Source organism: Emergencia sp. 1XD21-10 (assembly GCF_009936045.1).
Taxonomy (GTDB): Bacteria; Bacillota; Clostridia; order Peptostreptococcales; family Anaerovoracaceae; genus Senimuribacter; species Senimuribacter intestinalis.
On record NZ_QWEQ01000092.1, the window covers coordinates 1 to 675 of the forward strand.

A 675-nucleotide genomic window follows, 5' to 3' on the forward strand; every position below is an offset into this window, starting at 1 on the left:
TCCAAAAAAATCTTGAGATTATGGCGCGCCGGTTTCTCTGCAGCACAGGCTATTACATATTAATCATATTAAATCAGATTGAACTGCATCCCGGCATTTAATCTGGATTCTTTTTCACTTCAATGTGAAATAATCTCTTTGATTTTGTCTTGCACTATTGCCTTATATTTACATTAAAGTGGTGCGGATTTTTATATTCTATCGATAAAACTTCTTTTTTGCAAAAAAATTGTCGAAATTTCAAAAAGTACCCTGAGAGTTCCTTTTCAAAATGGTAAAAAAGAGATACACTAAAGGAACCGCTATTTAGCGAAAAACAAAAAGAAAGCGAGAAGGAGAGTTGACAGAAAAAGAACTTTCAGAAAGAAGAGCAGTACTTTGTGAGAAATATGACAAGATACTGGGATTAACTTATCACTTTGGTGTGGCAGACAGCGACAGAGATGATGTTGTGCAGGAAGTGTTTGTTGCGGCTTATTTACATTTGCATCAGCTGCGGGACATAGAGAGCATGGATTCTTGGTTGTATAAAATTGCCATGAGAAAAGCGGGACGAATCGGAAGGAAAAGTAAAAGGCGAGAAGACAAAGAGCTTTTGTACGAGTCCTGTGAGCAGGAGCTTGACAGGATTAGCGCAGAAGAATATGCGTCAAAGATAGACTTCAGCGATGAAGA

1 protein-coding gene is annotated in these 675 nt (G+C 37.8%); it reads left to right on the forward strand.

Features of this window, described 5'->3' with window-relative positions:
• Nucleotides 1-340 precede the first annotated feature (340 nt).
• Nucleotides 341-675: RNA polymerase sigma factor (locus D1151_RS16455; RefSeq protein ID WP_306770918.1), on the forward strand; the 335-nt coding region annotated here is incomplete at its 3' end.